The 20729-nt window shown below is 44.5% G+C and carries 11 protein-coding genes and 2 pseudogenes; 12 read left to right on the top strand and 1 reads right to left on the bottom strand.

Annotation, left to right across the window (positions count from 1 at the left end):
- Positions 1 to 76: 76 nt before the first annotated feature.
- The 6 genes from C8R11_RS16960 to C8R11_RS08100 all read left to right on the top strand — a co-directional run bounded on the left by C8R11_RS16960 (position 77) and on the right by C8R11_RS08100 (position 8667).
- Positions 77 to 211: a hypothetical protein gene (locus C8R11_RS16960; protein ID WP_280523883.1), complete on the top strand. Its 135-nt coding sequence runs from the start codon at positions 77 to 79 to the stop codon at positions 209 to 211.
- A 306-nt stretch (positions 212 to 517) separates the two neighbouring features.
- Entirely contained in the window at positions 518 to 2983 is a 2466-nt protein-coding gene (locus C8R11_RS08120; protein WP_146159094.1) for a hypothetical protein, read from the top strand.
- A gap of 2 nt (positions 2984 to 2985) precedes the next feature.
- Entirely contained in the window at positions 2986 to 4284 is a 1299-nt protein-coding gene (locus C8R11_RS08115) for a hypothetical protein (protein ID WP_219908561.1), read from the top strand.
- On the top strand, positions 4281 to 4499 hold the full coding sequence (locus C8R11_RS08110) for a hypothetical protein (RefSeq protein ID WP_107795265.1): 219 nt from the start codon (positions 4281 to 4283) through the stop codon (positions 4497 to 4499). The genes C8R11_RS08115 and C8R11_RS08110 overlap by 4 nt, the downstream gene beginning before the upstream one ends.
- 44 nt (positions 4500 to 4543) lie before the next feature.
- Positions 4544 to 5677 (top strand): hypothetical protein, encoded by a 1134-nt coding sequence (locus C8R11_RS08105; protein ID WP_107795264.1) that lies wholly within the window; start codon positions 4544 to 4546, stop codon positions 5675 to 5677.
- 2 nt (positions 5678 to 5679) lie between these two features.
- Positions 5680 to 8667 carry a penicillin-insensitive murein endopeptidase gene (locus C8R11_RS08100; RefSeq protein ID WP_107795263.1) on the top strand — a complete coding sequence of 996 codons (2988 nt, stop codon included), beginning with the start codon at positions 5680 to 5682 and terminating at the stop codon, positions 8665 to 8667.
- Positions 8668 to 8742: 75 nt separating this feature from the next.
- On the opposite strand, the pseudogene C8R11_RS08095 reads toward C8R11_RS08100, so the two are convergent.
- Positions 8743 to 8880 (bottom strand): annotated as a pseudogene (locus tag C8R11_RS08095) (IS110 family transposase); the annotation flags it as partial.
- A 516-nt stretch (positions 8881 to 9396) separates the two neighbouring features.
- Between C8R11_RS08095 and C8R11_RS08090 the strand changes: the two are divergent.
- From C8R11_RS08090 to C8R11_RS08065, 6 genes and pseudogenes are all read left to right on the top strand, one after another.
- The gene (locus C8R11_RS08090) at positions 9397 to 13026 is read left to right on the top strand and encodes a BLUF domain-containing protein (protein WP_107795262.1); all 3630 of its coding nucleotides are present in this window, start codon (positions 9397 to 9399) and stop codon (positions 13024 to 13026) included.
- Between the two features lie 284 nt (positions 13027 to 13310).
- Entirely contained in the window at positions 13311 to 14495 is a 1185-nt protein-coding gene (locus tag C8R11_RS08085; RefSeq protein ID WP_107795261.1) for an acetate/propionate family kinase, read from the top strand.
- A gap of 229 nt (positions 14496 to 14724) precedes the next feature.
- The gene (locus tag C8R11_RS08080; RefSeq protein WP_107795260.1) at positions 14725 to 17118 is read left to right on the top strand and encodes a phosphoketolase family protein; all 2394 of its coding nucleotides are present in this window, start codon (positions 14725 to 14727) and stop codon (positions 17116 to 17118) included.
- Between the two features lie 70 nt (positions 17119 to 17188).
- Positions 17189 to 17500: pseudogene (locus C8R11_RS16440) on the top strand (ATP-binding protein); the annotation flags it as partial.
- A gap of 116 nt (positions 17501 to 17616) precedes the next feature.
- Positions 17617 to 19728 (top strand): PQQ-dependent sugar dehydrogenase, encoded by a 2112-nt coding sequence (locus C8R11_RS08070; RefSeq protein ID WP_244907605.1) that lies wholly within the window; start codon positions 17617 to 17619, stop codon positions 19726 to 19728.
- A 443-nt stretch (positions 19729 to 20171) separates the two neighbouring features.
- Positions 20172 to 20372: a hypothetical protein gene (locus C8R11_RS08065; protein ID WP_090700196.1), complete on the top strand. Its 201-nt coding sequence runs from the start codon at positions 20172 to 20174 to the stop codon at positions 20370 to 20372.
- Positions 20373 to 20729 lie beyond the last annotated feature (357 nt).

Genomic DNA, 20729 nt, shown 5'->3' with positions numbered 1-20729 from the left:
ACTTCAGATTTCTTGAATGGCCAGACGATTACTATGTAAAACCCGATAATGTACTGGAATGTACGGAATAATCCAAATGATTGGATCATCTGCCCGGGGAAAAGCATGGCATCTGCATCGTTCCGGGTTTACAGTCTGGCGTGGGTTGACGGGTGAGAAGATTGAATACATGAAGAAAACAATTCGAGTGTTAACCGTTTCAGCGGGTTAACCTGGCGATACCACTGACTAAGCCTGCATTGACAACGCTATTATTCCTTAGTAGTCTTACCCTATGGGTTAGTAGGGTTATATTGCTATCAGTTGTTGAAATTAATTTCTAAAATTAAAAGATTGTTTATTAATCAAGTGGTTAAACTATTCTCGGTTAATCAATAAATTCTTTATTACCATACGAGCGGGAAATTCAATAACTGACTACGACATCGCCTTAAGTTTCATCTGAATGAAAATTAAATCATTGATCCAGGCTCAATAATCCAGTCGTTTATATTGGCCTATCTTTAGGGGGGCAAGAATGAAATCCGACTCCGTAATCCATAAGGCAGTGAGCCCTTTTCTGGACTCTCAAAATCACCCTTCCCTGACAGATAAAGGGGTGGTTGACGAAAATTTTTCAGCACACTCGCATTTCGAATCACAGACCCCCTTCTTTGCGTCATACCAGGAACTTGAAGGAATGGATGGCGCATCCGATCCTCGCCAGACCGAAATAAACGCATTGATGTCTGATCTCTATGTCGAAGAATTTAATGACGAGATTTATCAACTCGTTGCAGAGGCATCCGAATTTTATCACAACCGGCTTCCCAAGCACGATGCTGGCGACGGCGAACTTGCAGAAAGACAGGCCTGGCGGGAACTAGAAACCCATTTTGCGCCGCTCCATGAAGATTTGGAAATCATCCTTGAGAGCATGATTGGTGAAGTTGACGCGGCAGACCTTGAGGGTATGAGCGACCACGAGAAGGATCTTTGGGTTGATTCCTTCTTCTCGGGAGAAGGGGAATTAGAAGAAGAAGCGCCAGAAATTGAGCATGGGTGGTTAAAAAAGAAATTAAGGAAGGCCCGAAAAAAACTCAAAGGTATTAGAAAAAAAGTCGGCAAACTGGTCAAAAAAGTCGGCAAGAAACTCAGCAAGCCACTGCTAAAAGTTATGTTGCGGCGACTGAAAAAATTTGCCAAAAAACTGCTGATTCATGTCCTGCAGGTTGCCAGCAAAAACAAACGTTTTCCCAATCGTTATCGTCCGCTTATTGCCATGCTTCGCAAGAAGCTTGTCAAGAAAGAGTATGCTGACGATGTGATACAGGAAGAATGGGTTGCAAACAGCGTGGCGTCTCTGCAAACTGAACTGGATTATTATCTGGCTACCGGGCTGCTGGGAGAACACGCCGCTTCTGGTATGGAAGAAGAATTGCTTGAACTCGACTCTCCGTATGAAGAAACATCGTGGCAGGATATGGAAGAAGCACGCCAGCTATTTGTCGAGCAGATGCTTGCCCTGGAAGAACATGAGGACCCTGCTCCGCATATCGAACAGTTTGTTACTGCTATCTTACAGGCTATCAGAGTCATAGCCCAGCCTGTCATTGCAGCGGTTGGCCGGGACAAAGTCATCCGATATCTGGCAAAATATGTTTCCAGAATTACCGGGAAATTCATTAAAAAAAAGAACCTCAACAAATTAATTGCTACGGCTCTGGTAGATGTTGGCCTGCGGCTAATGAAACTTGAAGTTCAGCCGGAGGATGAAAAAATGGCTGCTGCAGAAGCGCTGGCAGGAGTGGTTGAAGATACCGTCATGAACAGCCTGCAATTACCCGCCGCAGTTTTTGAGAACGAACAATTATTAGAGGCTGAAGTGGTCGCAGCTTTTGAAAAAGCTGCTGCCGATAACCTGCCTCCTATGCTGCCCGAAGAAATCTATCGTAAGCGACCGCATTTGCGGCCATCCGGCAGTATGAAGAATGCCTGGGTTCAACTGCCGCACAGAAAGTCAAAACATCGCAAGCGCTGCCGGTGTTATAAAAAGGCAATCAAATCTCCCTCACGAAGAATCAGTGCACATACTGCCAAGGAAATCAAAACCTTTGATGAAGTTTCTCTGGAAATGTTTTTGGAAGAGCAGCTGGGCATCGAAATCGGTGGTGGACTGGATGCGCAGATTCATCTCTACGAAGCGCTTCCAGGCACGGCGCTCTTTGATATTGCGAACCAGGAGAGTTATGTACCAGGACTTCGCAGCAGGCACGCCTGTAATTACAACATGTTGCACCCTTTGACTACCCACGCGGCAGGGCTTCTTCTTGGAGAGCCTGCGCTGGGTAGAAACGTCCCGGCGCCTTACCTGATGCATCGTCATTGCATTTTGCCTGGACAGCGCTTCTACTTCCTGGAAGTTCCGGGTGTTCAGCCACAAACCTTTTTGGAAGAGGGATCACTGAGACTAAGGCGTCCCTCCAAGACAAAATTAAGTCTCGATTTTATTCGAAATGAAATCAAGATCGATCTGTTTATCAGCGAAAAGGCAGCCCAAAGCATTGCTGTGGACATGAGGGAAAAACAAATCAGCCCAATCGCCTCGAATAAAGTAGTTGGCATCTTGTCGGATGGGTTAAAGCAAAACTTTTCACAGATAGGACAAAACACAATTCATGTTATTCATCCTTCAGTCATACCTGGGTGGGGGTCTGGATTTGCATTGAGGCGACTTCCTCTCTACGTCATCGAGCTGCTTGCTTCCAGCATACAAAATTGGGCTGTGAGCGCGTTATCCAAAGGACTGACCAACCAGATGGAACAATTTGTTTCGGCGACGGAACACCTTGAGGACGGTGTTATGCTGCGCATTCAGTTGGTCAGCATTCCTGGATTAGATGACATTGGAAAGGCCCTGGGCAATGTCCGTAACATTCTTTCGCATCCTTTTGATGGAATACCCGGTTCAGCTCGTCTGGAAATTTATCCAGGGTACGTTTGATTATGACGCATCTGGAGATCAACACATACACGCAGCTGGAACGGCAGATTGAGCACTGGATGGCTGCTGTCAGCAGACTGGAAGATCTGGAACTGTTTGCTGCCACCGATGCCTGGGCGGAACTGGAAGACTATTTAAGCCTGCGCTTGAAAGAATCATTACGGGGTTCTGTTGCTAATTTAAAGCAAGAAATCGTGCTGCTGCGCAGACTGTTGATGAACGCAGGCACTCATCAACCTTTAGAAAAGTTAGCGCAACGGACTGTGAAGGTACGTGTTCGTTATCAGAAGGTAGAAACCTTACTTGATTTTTATATTGACGCCATCAACACACGCGCCAATCCACATATGGCCTCACTCTTAACATCCTGCGACCGAATGGTTATTCATAGTATGAAAAACATTTTAGTTGCCTTGAATAAACAAACGCCTCCAGTTCTGACATATATTGGCGAGGGTTTAGGGGCTGCTATCTTAAAAGCAGGACTTCGGCTCTGGGATGGCCGCACGGAGAGCCCCGTAGCATCTATCAAGTTAGCACGGCATAATTTATACCGGCCTACGGCTCTCATTCACGAAGCAGGACATCAGGTTGCGCATATTCTGGGATGGAATGTAGAACTTGCAGAAATTCTATCTGACGAATTACCTCAGACAATCGCACCCACCTGGGCAGGCTGGGCTTCGGAAGTTGCTGCTGACACCTTTGCCTTTGCCAATACAGGGTATGCTGCCATTGCCGGTCTGCACGATGTGGTAGCGCATACTCCTCACTCGGTGTTCCGTTTCCTTGATGGCGATCCTCACCCAATCAGCTATATACGTGTCCTTCTTGGAATTGAGATGTGCCGCCAGTTCTACGGTGCAGGCCCCTGGGATGGAATGGAAAAAGCCTGGCAGATTCGCTATCCCCTGTCGGAAGCTGATCCTTCGACTCAGTTTTTAATCCGCGAATCGATCCGTGTTTTACCCAGGATCGTGTCGCTCTGTTTACGAAAGCAATTACGTGCATTTGATCAAAAGACACTGGTACATTTTGTCAACCCAGATAAAGTTGCGCCACAAGTACTTTTGACGATGGAAGAAAAACATGGAAAGAACCTTTTTCACTCAACTTACTGGCTGGAGAATGAGCCACTACGTTTACTGGCACTAATCGGTTATCGAATTGCTGTTGAGCCTCGTCAAAGTAGTTTATTAATCCGACAGCAGGAAGAGTGGATGTTGCGTGCAGGTTCTAGAATCAAAAATGCAGATGTTATTCCATTAAATTTCTCTACGAAAAGGTATCAAACGATATGAACACGAAATCAGCGACGGAATACAAAAAATCGACACAAACCACATCAGGATCAGCGCAAATGAATCAGGCAAACATTGACAGTTCTAACCCGCCGGAAAACGCGGTAACCAAAGAAATAAAAAATATTGAAAGATTACGAAAACTGGTGGAAGGGCCGGAGCCATTGTGGCCAATCCCCGTGCCAGATGAAAAACAGGTCACAAACCTAAAATGAGTAATCAGATGCCATAATTCAAAAATCTATAAGGAATAGTCGTCATGTTCAGAAGAATTGTCGTGGATAATACAGGAAAAATTGATCTTGAACGTTTGAATGCTTTGTTCCAGGCACATCCCATACAGATAACCACACTTCTGGAATTAGCGTGGAGAGCTCGGGAACATCAGGATTCTGCTGAACTTCTTCTGGGTCAGCCAGATCGTCGAAGTGATTCGCGCGGCATTCCCGATTGCCTTTTAGATGGATTAATGTGCACCCTTCGGCAACGCGGTTCAGATGCCACCCTGGAACCTTTTAATCGTGCTTCCTGGACTAATGTTCAGCTCTGGATGCATCTGATTTATGCGTATTTAATAGAAAATACGAGAGTCTATGAAATTTTCCGCAAAGTTATTTACGAGTTTCGGCATGGTGAGAAATTAGGTATTCCCCGGCCCGAAACTCAGCACTGGATGCGTATCACGGAAGAACTGTTTTACCGCTCCCCTGCTCCCTTCTTCATTTTTGCAATAGACAGCGATATACGCCCTGATCAGGGGGCCACTCGCAGGAATGCATATTGGAGATTGTTTGGCATGGAGCTTAATCATCCTATGAAAGAAGGTATGCCTTACGCTTTTGTCAAGCCTGAGACTTCAAACATAGAGTTCGTAAATGTACTGGAGAACCTGCTTCATCATATCTATATTGGCTTAATAAACGTTAGCAACGAAAGCGGTGCGAAACCAACTGACGATGCCATTATCTTCAATTATGCCAATCAACTCTTTGATTTGATGATAACACGTAAACAATACGGCATCCTGGCACGTGAAGAATTTTGGTTTGTATCCATGATGTCCTGGTTCCATCTCACTTTAGAGCAGAACACATCTGTAGTTTTAGATTTACGTGCAGAAGGATCTAGTCCGGAACAGCGCTTGTTTAATATTGCAAAACGAGTAGAGATGCCAGCACATAGTAAATCTGAGCAATTTTTTCGAATGGCCCCCTTGTTATCCGAGTTGTTGATATTCATTGAATCAAATGGCGTGAGTAATGCCCCTGCAGCGCAGACGCTATATGACGATGTACCCGGAAGTTTACGTGGCATCAATTACCAGATTATAGCTGATTGGGAACAAGCCACGGGCCACAACATCCGCAAACGTGATTACAGTAATGTTAAATAAACATGTCTAAATCTAATAAATCCAGCCATCTTGAAATTTATTCTGAATTTTTGGATGATGAACTGATTGAAAGCAAACTGATTTCGAAAGAAGCAGTTAGTTCTCGTCCGAATTTTGAGAGTTCATTTTTAGAAAATTTTTCAGGCGCTGTTTTTGAAGAATCTACTTTAGACGAATCAAACGAAAATAGTGAGCGCGAGGTAGAAAGCTTTGAGGAAACTGACTGGGAAAGTGAAGGTCTGGAAGATAGTGGTATTGAAAGTGACGACTTATATGAAGATATAGAAAATGAATCGAGAATTGAAAATGATTTTTCGTATTTTAACTTTGAAGCGGTAGAAGATGAAATCGAAGAAACAGGTGAAATCGGTATCGAGTCTGAAGACCTGCATAATGATGAAACACAATACGAATTAAACGATGACGAAGACGAATTGTGGAAAGTAAGCGATCGGGAAGATGAACTGGGCATAGAGACCGACGGCTTATATGATGATGAAATCCAAAACGAATTGGATGATTATGAAGACGAGCTGTGGGATGAAAGTGACCAGGAAGATGAATCCAGTCTTGCAGGCGAAGGCTTCCATGATGATGACGACACACAAGATGAATCAGGGGTTGAAACGGAAGGCTTATATGATGACGAAACACAAAGCGGATTAGAAGAATATGAAGACGCATTGTGGAATGAAAGTGATCAGGAATTCGAGTCCTATCCGGATAGCGCGTATTCTAAAAATGAAACGTATCTGGAGGAAGAAACACTTTCAGCCAGCCAGTTAAATAGCGCCATTGAATATAACCGGGTCAAGATGAAGACTTTGGGCTGGCAAGAACACTTTGATGAGATTGTCAGCAATATACTCAAACTCAATTACTCTCCGGACGAAGGGGAATTCGCCCAAAAGGTGGCGGACTGGCAAGACAGTAAAGGTTTGACTCCCGATGGCAAAATCGGACCCGGTACCTGGAAAAAAATGAAGCCGATTCTAGGAACCGGTTCTTCAAAAAGTACAACAAAGCCCCCCTCCTCTACCAGGGCAAAGGATTTGATAAGTTTCAAGATGCCTGTCTCAGTGGGCAGCAAATATATCGTAAATGCATCTTCAAGGGCTTATGGAATTGCTGAGGCCATCGAGGCCATTGAATGGATTGGAAATCAGTGGCATAAAAGCAATCCGGATATAGTACTTAAAATAAGGGATATCAGTAAAAAAGGCGGCGGGCCATTAAGAAATGGAACCAAAAATGGTAAGCCTTCGTACCACAAATCACATCAAATTGGTTTAGATGCAGACCTGCAATTACTAAAAAACGGGGCAAAGATCAATACACTTGCGGGCAAATCCTACACCCTTGAAAAGCAGAATATACTGCGAAACTTCATCAAAGTGATTTTAAGCAATCCCATCCTCGGCATTAAGATCATTGGCTGCACCGACAGCGTTCTGGCAAAAGAATTTAAAAAAGTTTCAGCGTGGTCTGGGCACAATAAACATCTTCATGTCCGCTTTTGTGTTTTAGAAAAATACCGGTCTATTTTAAAAAAGGTGTCTGTTCCATCGATTTCCAACTATCAGTGCAAAGACTCTCAAGGTGAAATCGGAGAGAGCCCCCATGTTTTGAATGATGGGGCCCATATGGAAGAAGAACAGCTTTCGGCCAGCAAATTAAATAGCGCTATCGAATACAACCGGGTCAAAATGAAGACTTTGGGTTGGCAGAAACACTACGATGATATTGTCAGTCAAATATTAAAACTCAATTACTCTCCCGACGAGGGCGCATTCGCCCAGACGGTCGCAGACTGGCAGGACGGTAAAGGGTTGACCCCTGATGGCAAAATCGGTACGAATACCTGGAATAAAATGAAGGCGATATTGGGTATTGGTACTTCAAAAAGCAAACCCGCAAGTTCTGCTTCTAAGGTTTCTTATAAAAAAATGGATTGGAATACATCCGAAGAAGACAGCCTTTTTGAAAATTTTTTAAATAATTTTCATAGCACCCGATTCTCAGATGCCAGTGACATCAATTCCTTTTTCAAAAAAACAACGGGTTATGAATTTTGCCAATGGTTTAGAGAAAAAATAGGCAATAGTGGTTTTTTTGGAAGCATGCCTTATGACCCTACTTATACCGGAAAAAAAGGAAGAACGCCCAAAAATATTCCTAAAGGCCAGGAACCTAATTTTATTAAAGTCTTTGACAATATACCCCTGCTGTTTAATGGGAGCCAATACAGTAAAACAAAGATCAACTTTTTTCAATTTTTTGCCCTGACTTCGATTATTATCAATGAGCATGCTGGAAAATTTACAGTTGGAACAGAGCTCGGTAATTTGCCCTATTTGTACAGATACAATTCCAAGGCAAACGGAAATCAGGGCATCGCGTATAATCTGCTTCACAACCCGGTCTTTTTAGCGGCGCATGGCCACAAAGGAAATGTTCCCGCCAAACCCTATAGCAATAAATGGAAATTAAAGGGGAAAAGCAATTACCCCTTGGCGCACCCCAAATCAGTAAGTTCGGGTGGAATCATTGCGGAAATGGACTTCTGCAAATTCAGAGGAAGGGGTCTCACTCAAATTACATTCAGAGGCACGTATAAATGGTTGATTAACCATATTATAAACGGTGGTTATAGTAGTTCAAATTTGTTGGTGAAGAGTTTTAAAAGCAAATACAAAGAAAAAGGACTGGACGAAATAGCCACCCGGTCTTCTAACAAAGAATGGGATGATTTATTTCTTAAGACAGATTATGAAATTGCCTGTCTGGCAACTTACATTTTTCAGAAAAATAAGAGGAATTTTTTAGATCTAGGGCTGGGAAAAACTCTTCTAAAAAAAGAAAGCACCAAAAGTTCAGGCACCGGGTCATTATTTTATGTTGGTTACCGGCAGGGAGGCACCAGGCATTATGGGAGAGTGGTCAAAAAAAGAGTCCTGCAATTGATGGAGGGGTTATTAAACAGCTATTGACATTGACAACCATCTCTTCATAGAGCTCATTCAGTAGTTGACGAAATAAAATGGTGTTAAACCGTTTTCTGCGTCCTCGAGAATTTCTGGCATCCTCGCCCTGATACAAGCAATTCCTTTGGGGATCATGACGCCATATTCTAATAATAACCCTCGGATCTCGTTCGCTTGCGCAGTCCGCCGGGAAACCAGCAGACTCCGTATGCGATGGATACCTTGTTTTTAAAGCGTCGTGCTGCTCGACAAAAGTAGATGCTTAAGCTTCAATGGCTGCAGTAAGCATTTTTCGTGCGCCTTCCCGTAATACTTCCCGCAACGGATCATTTTTTTCCGGTTTGTTCAGCCTGAAATATTACTATCTGTCATCGCGGTGTTTTCCTTTTTTATTGGTTGATTTTCCCAGATATTCACCAACAGGTTACACCGCTTCCTTCTCCATTGTCATACACCAACCAGAAATGATCATAGCTCCAGTTTAATTCAGATGCAGATAGGAGTTTCATCAATTTATTCATTGGTTTTTCCAACTAATTATGCAAAACTGTAGATTGATTCAATACCTTAATGATTATCTGACAAGAGAGTCAACAGATATGTTATCTCTAATGTATAAATTCGAATCTGAGCGTGTTGTTGTTAACCTGGCAATTAAATTCGCCTGATAATAGCTCTTTTATGCCTTGCTTTTAACAACGCCATAAATATAACGATTGGTCAAAATATCGTGAAATGATAAATACACATTTTTCTATCCGGTTTGTTTGGTATGTAGCCTTTTTACTTTTCGGTTTTTCTGGATTACTTGTTTTTTCCAGTGCTGTTTTGGCGCATGAAACCTGGATTTTAACGCCCGAGCAAATTGATTACTGGAATGCTCAAAAGCTACCAGACATTTTTACTCAAGTATCTTCTCTTAATGTGTTGATGATTTCGGCTTTTTTAGCTTTTATCATCGGCTGGGTATGGCTTGGTTTCACAGGAGCACGTGAACTTTTTCCTGATTTGCAGGCAAGACTGTCTTCTTATGGCGATCATGTGCCGCGTATATTGCGCGTGTGTGTGGGCTGGATTTTATTATCTTCGGCTTTCGGGGCGGAACCACGTTTTGGAGTAGAAGCATTTACCTCACCTACTTTTTTAGCGCCTGATCTTGAACTAAATCAGCTAGGTTCTGAATGGGCCTGGATAAGGTGGGCTGAAATTATATTAGGCCTAACCATTTTGTTTGGCGTTTATGTCAGATTTTTTTCTTTCCTGCTGATATTGTTAAGTCTTTTAGGCTGGTATTTATTTGGCGAGGCTATTTTTCCCTATTTAGGCGCCATAATTGGCGCAAGTATTTTTCTCGTTTTACAAGGTGCGGGTAGGCATTTTTTACCACTGCCGATCCCGGCTGCCTTTCGTGGTATACAATCTTTTCTGGCTAACCAACCCCGACAACGTGCTCAGGCCATAATGCGCATTCTGACCGGCACTACGATATTGTACCTGGGGGTATTCTATAAGCTGCTGCAGCCCAATCTTTCAATGGGCATAATCGAAACTTATCAGTTACCCATTCTGTCGATCCACCCTGAAGCCTTTACATTGCTAATGGCGCTTGTTGAAGTAAGCGCAGGCGTTTTGCTAATTGCTGGGATATTGTTACGTCCTCTGTCGATTTTTTTAATTAGTGCCTTTTCTATTTTTGCTTTATTACTTCCGGAAACACCTACCGCACATATTCTTTTTTACGGGGTTGTTTTGTCATGCTTTATAAATTCTGCCGGTCATTTGCGTCGACCTGTGCCAAGAGACAAAGCCGCTGACATTGTCATCATTGGCGGAGGCCTTGCTGCCCTGCAAGCTGCTGTTAAAATAGAGAAACTCATCGGCCAGTACTCCAATGTCCGTATTACACTGCTTCATGAGCAGGGAAACTTTTTGTTCGCACCGTTCTTACCCGAAGTTATCGGCGGTACGGTACAACCGGGCAATGTGGTAAATCCATTTCGTCGTATTGTTCAACGAACAAATGTCGTTGTTGCACACTTGGATGCTATTAACGAGAAAGAACAAAAAGTAATCGCAAAACGAAAAAACAATGAAACTATAGAGCTAAAGTACGATAGCTTGATATTGGCATTGACACCATCGTCTCATATTACGAAGATTCCAGGCATGATGGATCATGCATGCCCAATCGACTCGATTGCTGACGCGCTTCGCATCAGGCAGCGTGTTCTTGATCTGGTTGAAGAAGCAGAAATGGTTAAAGATGCTGACGAGAAAAAGCGTTTACTTACTTTCGCTATCATTGGTTCGAGTGAAATTGCGTCCGCAATCGCTGTCGAAGTCAGTCAAATACTGCAATCGGCAGAACCATCGTACCCAGCTTTACAAAACTCAGGGTGGCAGGTTCATCTTTTTAATGAATACGATAAAAGCAGAACCAAATTTGAGCATCAAATAAGTTCAAAGCGATCTCAATGTTTGAAAAAGGCCGGTGTTATCGAACACCTGGAAGAAAAAATTTCTGGGCTTACTCAAAAAGGACTGGTTTTTGAAAAAGGAGACCCCCAGGCATTCGGTCTGCTAATAAACGCCTCTTTCGAGTATCCAACCATTCGCTTTGTTGAACATGGTAGTTTGAACTGGCCTTTTGTAATTGACAACGAATTGCGTTTGCAATCTTTTAACAACATTTGGGTGGCAGAGTCGCATCAAAATGCGACAACTCCTCAATTTGTTTTTGCCAGTGATCAGGTCAATTTGGGGCAAAGTACCGGCTTTAATGCCTGGGCAAATTCACAAGGATTTTCCCGGCGCCCATTCAAGCAACAACGACATTTTGTCCAGCCATACAACATGCGTCAATTTTCCTTGTGTCGCGTGAGTGGGTTAATTTTTACCGGAATACTAGCCTGGTTTATTTCGCGTTTTATAAATCTGCTCTCAGTACCTGGATTGGAAAGGAATCTGCGCATTATTATTGATTGGTTTTTAGTGCTGGCATTTCGTAGCGATATTGCAGTCTTGGCACAAACTTCTTCATCTAGTTTGGAAAAATCACATTTTAAAGCAGGCGATGAAATTTTCAGTCAAGGTGACACCGCTAAAATGGCTTATGTAGTTGAATCCGGACGTTTAAAAGTAATCCAGAACGGCATAAAAATAAGAGAACTGGGTCCCGGAGACCATTTCGGTGAAATATTGCCGATACATCAAAATAAACGCACAGAAACAGTCCAGTGCCTTACCGATTGTGAATTAAAAAATGTTTCGCAAGAAGATCTTGGTGCATTGATAAAAAGTGGTTGGTTGATGAGTAAGGCAATCCGGAATCTAAGGGATTTTCAACCTGATACTTCGTTAACAGATACCTCGCTTGGGCTGAAGCGACTAACCTACGTTAGTAAACTAAGTGTACCGCTTGATCAGAAAGGAATTCTTGAGATAGGACGTAAAGCAAGTTTGAACAACCAGAAGATAGATGTAACTGGCATCCTAATTGGAGTAGGAGATTATTTTTTTCAGATTTTGGAAGGCGAGGAAACAACTATCAATGTGCTGATAGAGAAAATAAGTCGCGATCCACGGCATCGTGATGTGACCATACTCAGCGCAGAAACCGGTTGTGAAGAGAGACTTTTTTCAGACTGGAACATGAAGGCAGTAACTCTCAATGAAAGTAATGATCTCATACTGCTGGCCATCAGTTTGATGTTACAAAACATTGCTCAGTCACATAATGCCATGGGGCGATACACCCAACCGGCCTTGCTTAAATTCCTAATGGAAGGGATTGATCCACTGACTATTCCAATAAAGAGCGCGAGAAAAATAGTCGTTTCAGGAAGTCTTACCGACTTTGTAGCGCTACGGAACCAATTCTCTGACGAGGAACTCGTTTGTGCAGTGAATAACTTTCTGGAAATTTGTTCGATAGCGTGCATTGAATATGGCGGTCAGGTAATAAAGTATTCTGGTGGGTGTTTCGTCGCTCATTTTGAAATACATCAAATAGATTCTGCGATAGCTTCATGCGTCGATGCATTTAACAAGTTCAAAGAGCAAGCAAAATTATATCCGAGTGATAAAGTAATGAATTGTGGATTTGGTTTGGCTTCTGGAATGGTAGCAGAAGGCAATATTGGTTCGTCAATAAAAATGGATTACACAATTTTAGGTAATGCGGTAAATCAAGCTATCCGGTTAGGTGAAATTGCTCGAAACATAAATAAAGTTATCCTCATTGATGAGTCTTTCCAGATTGATATTGTTAAATCTTGGAAATTTGAAGACGCAGGGACATTTGAGTTCAAAGAAACCAATGAATCAAGACGTGTTTACGCACTGGAATACTCAATTGATAGTTAACGTGTCAATCTACAATCAAATTTTACCATCTGTCTACATCCAGCAGTTTTCAGTCAAAATTTTTAACCCATTGTATTTTAATATACTATGAAATTAGGTAGAAAATCTTGAATATAGATTCCGATCCTTTCCTGGCAATTGTTGTATGTTAATTAGCACACCTGAAAATAGTTTGACCAGTTATAAACCGGTATCAACCATTTGAGTCGTGGTTTCACGATAACTGATATTCTCAATACCGTGGCGATCACTGCCACCCAGGCGAAAACAGGAGCAGAAGACAGATGAACATACTGGTTCTGAATTCAGGTAGCTCGTCCATCAAGTATCAATTGCTGAAGATGCCAAGTGCTATGTTGCTGGCTGTCGGACAGGTGGAACGTATTGATGAAGTTGAAAGCCGTTTGACACACCGTCGACGCAATGCGGAAGGCAAGATGGAAGTACATGTTCACATGGCCCACATTCGAAATCACCGTGCAGGCCTGGTGGCGATTACCGAGTTACTGGTCGATACGATGCAGCTTACAGCCATTGGTCATCGCGTGGTGCATGCCGGCGAAGCATTCAGTGCACCGATACGTATTGATGCACAGGTTATTGAAATTCTACGTGGTGTGAGTGAGCTTGCGCCTTTGCATAATCCGGCCAACCTGGCCGGTATCGAGGTTTGTCTTGAGTTGTTTCCAGATATTCAACAGGTTGCAGTTTTTGATACGGCTTTTCACCAAGGCATGCCGGCACATGCTTATCGATATGCCTTGCCCAACTCGCTGTATTCAAAACATGGCGTGCGCCGCTATGGATTTCACGGCACTTCTCATACTTATGTCGCCAGACAGGCTGCACTGCATTTGCAAAAACCGCTGGAAACGCTCAATCTCATCAGTCTGCATCTCGGTAACGGCGCAAGCGCTGCCGCAATTCATGGTGGACGTTGCATCGATACTTCCATGGGAATGACACCGCTGGAAGGCCTGATGATGGGTACCCGCTGCGGCGACATTGATCCAGCCGTTGCGTTTTATTTGCAGCGGGTTACCGGACAAAGTAGCGCAGACATCGAATCACTTTATAACCATGACAGTGGGCTCAAAGGTATTTGCGGTGAGAACGATATGCGTGAGGTGTTACGCATGGCCGATGCTGGCGACAATGCTGCACAACTTGCTATAGATATGTATTGCTACCGCATTAAGAAATATATCGGTGCCTATCTCGCTGCGCTAGGTCGCATCGATGGCATCATATTTACCGCAGGCATAGGCGAGAATGCACCGCGTGTTCGCCAGTTAAGTTGCCACGGTCTTGAAGCACTCGGTATCGTCATAGACGAAAACAGAAATGTCCGGGCCCAAGGCGATGTTTGTGAGATTCAGTCTTCGAATGCAAACATTAAGCTGCTGGTGGTGCGAACAAACGAAGAACTGGAAATTGCGCGACAGACAGTTGAATGTATTGAGTGTTAAACTGGTTGGTGCATTGTAATCAATAGTAAACAGCCAATCGTTATTATTAAATAGTATTAACAGAACCAGAATAGAATAGTGCTTTCCTAAATGTGTGCCATTCAGAACAATATAGATCAGTGTTAACCTGAACTGATGAGCCCACAGTCAGCCGATACACTATGGCTTTGCAGATGGTTAATTGTTAGCGCAGGAATCCAGATAAACTTCAAACCCTGAGGTGCTGCAAATGACAACAAGTAATAAAAAATCCGCCGTTCAAGCCAGTTCACTTTCTGCCGACGAACTGCGCAAGCTCGACGCTTACTGGCGTGCTTGCAACTACCTCGCCGTTGGCATGATTTATCTGCGGGACAATCCTTTACTGCGCGAGCCGCTACAGGCTGAACATATCAAGGTGCGCCTGCTCGGTCACTGGGGTGCAAGTCCGGGGCTGGCGTTTATGTATGTGCACATGAATCGCTTGATCAATAAATATGGCCTCAACGCTATTTTTCTCGCAGGTCCCGGTCACGGTGCACCCGGTGTGCTCGCGCCGGTATATCTGGAAGGTACCTACTCTGAAGTTTATCCAGACAAGAGCGAGGATGAGGAAGGCCTGAAACGTTTCTTTAAACAGTTTTCTTTTCCCGGCGGCATTGGCAGCCACTGCACGCCGGAAACGCCGGGCTCGATCCATGAAGGTGGCGAGCTTGGTTACAGTATTTCACATGCCTTTGGGGCTGCTTTCGATAATCCGGACCTGATTGTTACCGTAGCGGTGGGTGATGGCGAAGCCGAGACTGGCCCGCTAGCCACGGCCTGGCACTCCAACAAATTCCTGCACCCGGGACACGACGGCGCCGTATTGCCCATTTTGCACCTGAACGGTTACAAAATTAATAACCCGAGTCTTTTATCGCGTATCTCCCACGAAGAACTGGATAACCTGTTCCATGGCTATGGTTGGATTCCGCATTTCGTCGAGGGTGATGATCCGGAAACCATGCATCAGCTCATGGCTGAAACCATGGAGCGCTGTATACTTGAGATTCGGGAAATCCAGGTGAAGGCACGTAATGGAGGTGCGATCACACGCGCCCGTTGGCCAATGATCGTACTGCGTTCACCCAAAGGCTGGACCGGCCCCAAGGAAGTTGGCGGGCATAAGGTCGAAGGTTCCTGGCGAGCGCATCAGGTGCCCTTGTCCGGTATGCACGATAATCCGGCCCATCTAACACTACTGGAACAATGGATGCGCAGTTATCGGCCGGAAGAGTTGTTTGATGTCAACGGTCGTCTTATCCCTGAACTAAAAGCAATGGCGCCCCAGGGTACGCGTCGTATGAGTGCTAATCCCCACGCTAACGGTGGACTGTTACGCCGGAATTTGCGCATGCCGGACTTCCGCAACTATGCCCAGAAGCTGTCGAAACCCGCCGTTGAAAGAGCGATGAATACCAAACCTTTAGGCGTCATGTTGCGCGATGTGATGTTCCGGAATATGGATAACTTCCGTGTGTTTGGCCCTGATGAGAACTCCTCCAATAAACTCGATGCAATTTACGAGGTGAGTAAAAAATTATGGTTGGCGGACTACTTGCCTGAAGACAAAGACGGTGGTGAACTCAGTCCTGATGGGCGCGTGATGGAAATGCTTTCGGAACATACACTGGAAGGCTGGTATGAAGGTTATGTGCTCACCGGACGCCACGGATTCTTCGCAACTTATGAAGCCTTCGTTCACGTCATCGACTCCATGTATAACCAGCATGCCAAGTGGCTGGCCATCTGCGAGCATTTACCCTGGCGTGCGCCAATCGCCTCCATCAACATGCTTATCACTTCTACAGTATGGCGACAGGATCACAACGGCTTTACTCACCAGGATCCGGGCTTTCTGGATGTTGTGGTTAACAAGAACCCGGAGGTTACACGCATTTATTTGCCGCCGGATGTCAACTGTTTGCTTTCAACCGCAGATCATTGTCTGCGCAGTTACAATGACATAAACGTGATTGTTTGTGACAAACAAATGCACCTGCAATACCTGGATATGGATGCAGCCATCAAACATTGCACCAAGGGCTTGGGGATTTGGGAGTGGGCGAGTAACGACCAGGGCAATGAACCGGATCTGGTCATGGTCGGATGCGGAGACATTCCAACACTGGAAGCGCTGGCGGCAACCGCCTTGCTGCGCGAATACTTCCCCGAACTAAAAATCCGTTTTATCAATGTAGTCGATCTGTTCCGTATGGTGTCAGCCGGTGAACATCCCCACGGGCTTTCCGATCGTGACTTTGATAGTTTGTTTACCATCAACAAACCCATCATTTTTAACTTCCATGGTTATCCCTGGCTGATTCATCGTCTTGCTTATCGGCGTACTAATCATCGTAATCTCCACGTGCGCGGTTACAAGGAGAGAGGAAATATCAACACACCTCTGGAACTCGCCATCGAAAATGAAATCGACCGATTCAAACTTGCAATAGATGCCATCGATCGCGTACCTCATTTACAGGTGGCCGGTGCTCACGTCAAAGATAAACTGCGAGACATGCAAATCGATTGTCGCAACTATGCCCACGAGCACGGTATTGATAAACCGGAAATGCGTAACTGGGTGTGGCCGTATTGATGGTGAGTTGCAGGTTTGATTTTGATCACAGTCCTGTTTGTCATGTGGTGACCTTACAGGTTAGTCTGGTATCCTGGATAAATTGAGCTATGTGTGATTCTCACAAACCGGTGGTGCTTTACTGTTTCATTTACTCTCCATACTTTATGAACATACCACTGTCATTATTACGACTAATCTGGTGTTCGCAGAATGAAGCAGCATATTCATCGACGCCAAAATGACCACTGCGCTGCTGGATTGATTAGCCCATCATGGTCACATTATTGAGATCGGCAACGAGTCTTTACGCTACAAACAGAGTACCGCTAATAGCAAAAATGAAAATACAGGAAAGAGAAAAAACACATTATCACCAAAGAATAATCTTGGCGAATTATAGCGGGTCCCGATCAAATTAGGACATCAACAGGAAGCACAAAACCAATTCAGTCTGGTCAATTTTCAACCGTAACGGGGGCCAGTTTTAAGCCGGCATCAACATGGAAGGAGCTCAACATGAAATTTTATACTTCAATGCAATTCTTTCTCGCTTTGCTAAGTATCCCTTTCTTATCTCAGGCTGCCGAAATCAATACCAGTTTTGAATTCAACAACACCAGCGGCTCTTTTACACTCACTGACGAATCAGCTTCCGCAGTATTTAGTGGCGGCGAAGCCAAATCAGTAGGTAATTTCTCACTCTATCATACGGGTTTAAGCGCCTGGATGGTCTCGCCAGGCGCAACAGGGAACATCGATTTTAATCCACCCGCCGAACAGATTACGGTATTTTTCCGTACAGAAAACGGTAACAATAACAGTATACTCGAGCTTTTGGATAGTGACGGTCAGATTCTAATCAGTTTTCCAGGTTCATCTTCCAATTGGGCAGAAGTTATCGCCAATACGGCGTCACTGGGAAAGCCTGTCGCGCGGGTGATTCTGCGAAACGAGTCAAGTCAAGGTTATGCCGTGCTTGATGATTTAATCACTGTTACTTCACAAGCACCGACAGGCCAGCGCCTGGAAAATCCGATTCCCGCATTGATCCAGAAAGGAACTAATCGGCTCAGACTCAAGCAGATTACAGACGGTCTGACCGCGCCGAACTGGGCAGTTGCCGCCCCCGGAGACAGTCAACACTTGTATGTGAGCGATCAGAACGGAAAATTATGGCGTATTGATTTGTCCAATGGCGACAAAACCATTCTTCTGGATCTTTCAGACCGGCTGGTGCCATTGGGGGCGTTTGGAGTCAGTACATTTGACGAGCGCGGTTTTTTAGGTTTTGCCTTTCATCCACAGTATGCTGAAAATGGCTTGTTGTACACGTATACCTCGGAGCCGGCGGATGAAGCGAGTGATTTCTCTACAATACCGGAGAATTCAGCTCCGAATCACCGTTCGGTAATCCGGGAATGGCGATTAAGCTTTGCTGACTCCATCCAGGATCAGGCAACTGTGGCAGAAGAGCGTGTGTTGCTGACTGTTGATCAGCCCCAGTTCAATCATAATGCCGGTGGACTTAATTTTGGTCCTGACGGCATGCTCTATATCGCTTTCGGTGATGGTGGAGGGGCTGATGACCGCGATGGTCAGGAATTTGCAGGAAGTCCGATGATCGGACACGGCATGGCAGGGAATGCGCAGAATAACGCAAACCCACTCGGCAGTCTGCTACGGATTGACCCAATGGGAAATAACGCAGCAAACGGTAAATACGGCATTCCCGCTGACAACCCATTTACTGGATCAGAAACCGAACTGAACGAGATATACGCTTACGGCTTTCGCAATCCATTCCGGTTTTCATTTGATACGGTAACCGGTTTACTGGTGCTTGCGGATGTCGGACAAAACGATATTGAGGAAGTGAATCTGATTCAGGCTGGCGGTAATTATGGCTGGAGTACTAAGGAGGGTAGCTTCCGTTTCGATTCCAATGGAAATGATGCTGGTTTTGTGACCAGCGAGCCGGCTTCAGGGAACTTGATCGATCCTGTCGTTCAGTACGATCATAACGAAGGTACCGCAATAATTGGCGGTTTTATCTACCGTGGTGAGTCAATTAGCACGTTGCAACAGTCCTATGTGTTCGGTGATGTTGCCAGAAGGGGCAATGGTGATGGCCGAATATTCTATACCCGTGGCGCTGAAATTCTTGAACTCGACCTGACGCTGCGTGATACACCCGGTTTCTGGGTGCTTGGTTTTGGACAAGATGCAACGGGTGAACTCTATGTCCTTGGCAATGCAACCGGTATACCGTTTGAAACAACTGGCGCAGTTTACAAGCTCGTTTCCAATGCCGCTTTCAGTGCTGGGACACTCAATATACCGGCTATCGACCTGATACAGGCAGGCGGTAATGATGCATATCGAGCGCGACTGCAAGCTGTACAGGGTAGTCAACCGTTGCGTTTCGAACTGATTCAGGCGGAAAAACTGGCTGAAAGTTTTCGCGGAGATAATGCCACGTTCGATCAAGAAACCGGTATCTTGAATATTCCGTTTGTTAATATTTCAAATGCAGATAATTCGGTATCGACCTATTCGGCGAAGCTTGAACTGATACCTGGTTTGCCATTGTTGACTTTCGAACTGAAACAGGTGGTTCTGGTAAAATAATTGCAATTAGTAATTGAGAAAGCCGGATTGAGTAAAAGTCTGTACGGTTTTCATCTTTTGCATTAATTGGCTCGGTAAATGTCGGTTTGTGGATGAAACGCGTACCACGCGAACCAGAAGTATACTGGATTCCGGGAATCTCAGAAAATACTCTAATCGTCGCAGACAAATATAAAACCAAAATTACTATATAACATTTGGTCCTTTCCTAACTTTTTACCCTTACTTGACATACTCGTATCTTATGATATCGACTGTGGGTTTTTTCACATCGTTGATATTCAACTTATTGGTAATCTACAAACCTGTTGTAGAAATTGTTCTTTGATTTTTGCAATAGAGCCAGGTTTATAGGCTAAAGAATACTCTGCCAGACGGGCTCAAGTAGTTCTGAAATAATCTGGCAAAGTAGATGATTCATAACCACCAATAAGGAGGTAGTGATGCCTAATATTTCTGAAGCACTAAACAGTGCAATTCAAGAAGCTGTGAGACGAGAAGTCGCTAACCTTTCGCAACAATCGGTAGCGTCCGAAGTTGAAGCAGCTGGTAAGCAGCTCGGAATTACTCAACCAGCAGATAATGTGCGTTACGTAATTTACTGGACTGCAGCGGCACCAAATCTTACTAATAGACAGGTGTAATTTACCGGACTGCATTTAGTGATTAATTGGGAATTCCCCTGGCATTTAAGTTAGGTTCAAGGGGTGTTTCCGTAGGTGTCTGGGAGATTGTTGAGAATTGTATGCTATGTTCATGACAACATGTCAGACATCATAAACTAAACGCAGAAATACCAAAACCCCATCGTGGATGCCTAGCAGTATTTCATTACACGATGGGTTTAGGATTACTTCAGGTCCACAGGGTTTTCTTCAGCTCCAGATCTAGGCAGTTAGTAGCCTATGAAGAGTTTGCTCTTATATCTAGCCCTCAAGCCTGCAATGCCGTCTTCTGTGCCTTCTTGGAATCGACCTTGATGCCAATAGAATGTTGATTTC

This window comes from Nitrosomonas aestuarii (genome assembly GCF_003046585.1).
GTDB lineage: Bacteria > Pseudomonadota > Gammaproteobacteria > Burkholderiales > Nitrosomonadaceae > Nitrosomonas > Nitrosomonas aestuarii.
Note: the sequence above shows the minus strand (reverse complement) of the source record. Positions and strands in the feature narration are given on the sequence as shown.

Excerpts from the sequence above, each read along its gene's own strand:
- C8R11_RS16960 (WP_280523883.1), top strand. The coding sequence starts at position 77 with ATGATTGGATCATCTGCCCGGGGAAAAGCATGGCATCTGCATCGTTCC.
- C8R11_RS08120 (WP_146159094.1), top strand. The coding sequence starts at position 518 with ATGAAATCCGACTCCGTAATCCATAAGGCAGTGAGCCCTTTTCTGGAC.
- C8R11_RS08115 (WP_219908561.1), top strand. The coding sequence starts at position 2,986 with ATGACGCATCTGGAGATCAACACATACACGCAGCTGGAACGGCAGATT.
- C8R11_RS08110 (WP_107795265.1), top strand. The coding sequence starts at position 4,281 with ATGAACACGAAATCAGCGACGGAATACAAAAAATCGACACAAACCACA.
- C8R11_RS08105 (WP_107795264.1), top strand. The coding sequence starts at position 4,544 with ATGTTCAGAAGAATTGTCGTGGATAATACAGGAAAAATTGATCTTGAA.
- C8R11_RS08100 (WP_107795263.1), top strand. The coding sequence starts at position 5,680 with ATGTCTAAATCTAATAAATCCAGCCATCTTGAAATTTATTCTGAATTT.
- C8R11_RS08090 (WP_107795262.1), top strand. The coding sequence starts at position 9,397 with ATGATAAATACACATTTTTCTATCCGGTTTGTTTGGTATGTAGCCTTT.
- C8R11_RS08085 (WP_107795261.1), top strand. The coding sequence starts at position 13,311 with ATGAACATACTGGTTCTGAATTCAGGTAGCTCGTCCATCAAGTATCAA.
- C8R11_RS08080 (WP_107795260.1), top strand. The coding sequence starts at position 14,725 with ATGACAACAAGTAATAAAAAATCCGCCGTTCAAGCCAGTTCACTTTCT.
- C8R11_RS08070 (WP_244907605.1), top strand. The coding sequence starts at position 17,617 with ATGAAATTTTATACTTCAATGCAATTCTTTCTCGCTTTGCTAAGTATC.
- C8R11_RS08065 (WP_090700196.1), top strand. The coding sequence starts at position 20,172 with ATGCCTAATATTTCTGAAGCACTAAACAGTGCAATTCAAGAAGCTGTG.